Origin of the sequence: Spiroplasma sp. ChiS (genome assembly GCF_002968355.1) — a bacterium.
Taxonomy (GTDB): domain Bacteria; phylum Bacillota_I; class Bacilli_A; order Mycoplasmatales; family Mycoplasmataceae; genus Spiroplasma; species Spiroplasma citri.
Genome location: NZ_PUUH01000248.1, coordinates 1 through 724 on the forward strand (window position 1 = coordinate 1; position 724 = coordinate 724).

The window sequence follows — 724 nt, forward strand, 5'->3', positions numbered from 1 at the left end:
CCAAATATAGATAAATAAAAAACAAATATAACTAAAAATTTAATAAATAAAACGTCAATTTTTAGTGATGTTAGAGAATTTAAAAAATTAGATAATTCTACTTTTATGCCGCGTATGAAATGCAATTCCCAAGTTGTTAAGGAATTCAGAAATGAAGCAAAAAGCAAGAAATGGCAATTAACAACTTTGATGAACGAAATTTTAGCAGAAAGATATAACATAGATTTGGAGAATAGTAAATATGAAGATGATTAGTTTTTGTAACAAAAAAGGTGGAGTAGGCAAAACGACATTATGCAAAAATGTTGCTTATAAGTTATCCCTTAATGGGGCAAAAATTTTATTGATTGACCTTGACCCTCAAGCAACTTTAACACTAAATTTAGTTAATAATGTATATAATAAAAATAAAACAATCAAGTCTGTTTTAACAGAATCAGAATTAATCAAAATAGTACAACTTATTCAATCAACAAAATATAAAAACATTGACATTATTGTTGGTGGGGAACAACTGAATAAAGTATCTGCTATTTTAAATTTAAACTATTCAAATGAAAAAGACCAACATTTAATAGAAGATACTTTGTATATGGAAAATGAGAAAACTTTTGATGGTTATGATTAAGTCTTGATTGACTATCCACCATCTATTAATGAATTATCACTTAGTTTTTTGATGTTATCTGATTTAATAATTGCACCGTTGACTGATGATGGGGGT

At 26.4% G+C, this 724-nt stretch carries 2 protein-coding genes; both read left to right on the top strand.

Features of this window, described 5'->3' with window-relative positions:
• The first annotated feature begins 114 nt into the window (after positions 1-114).
• Positions 115-255: a hypothetical protein gene (locus C6B38_RS10260; protein WP_162475918.1), complete on the top strand. Its 141-nt coding sequence runs from the start codon at positions 115-117 to the stop codon at positions 253-255.
• A complete protein-coding gene (locus C6B38_RS06260) occupies positions 242-628 on the top strand; it encodes a ParA family protein (RefSeq protein ID WP_162475919.1) in 387 nt (128 codons plus the stop codon). Before C6B38_RS10260 ends, C6B38_RS06260 begins: the two co-directional genes overlap by 14 nt.
• Positions 629-724: the final 96 nt, after the last annotated feature.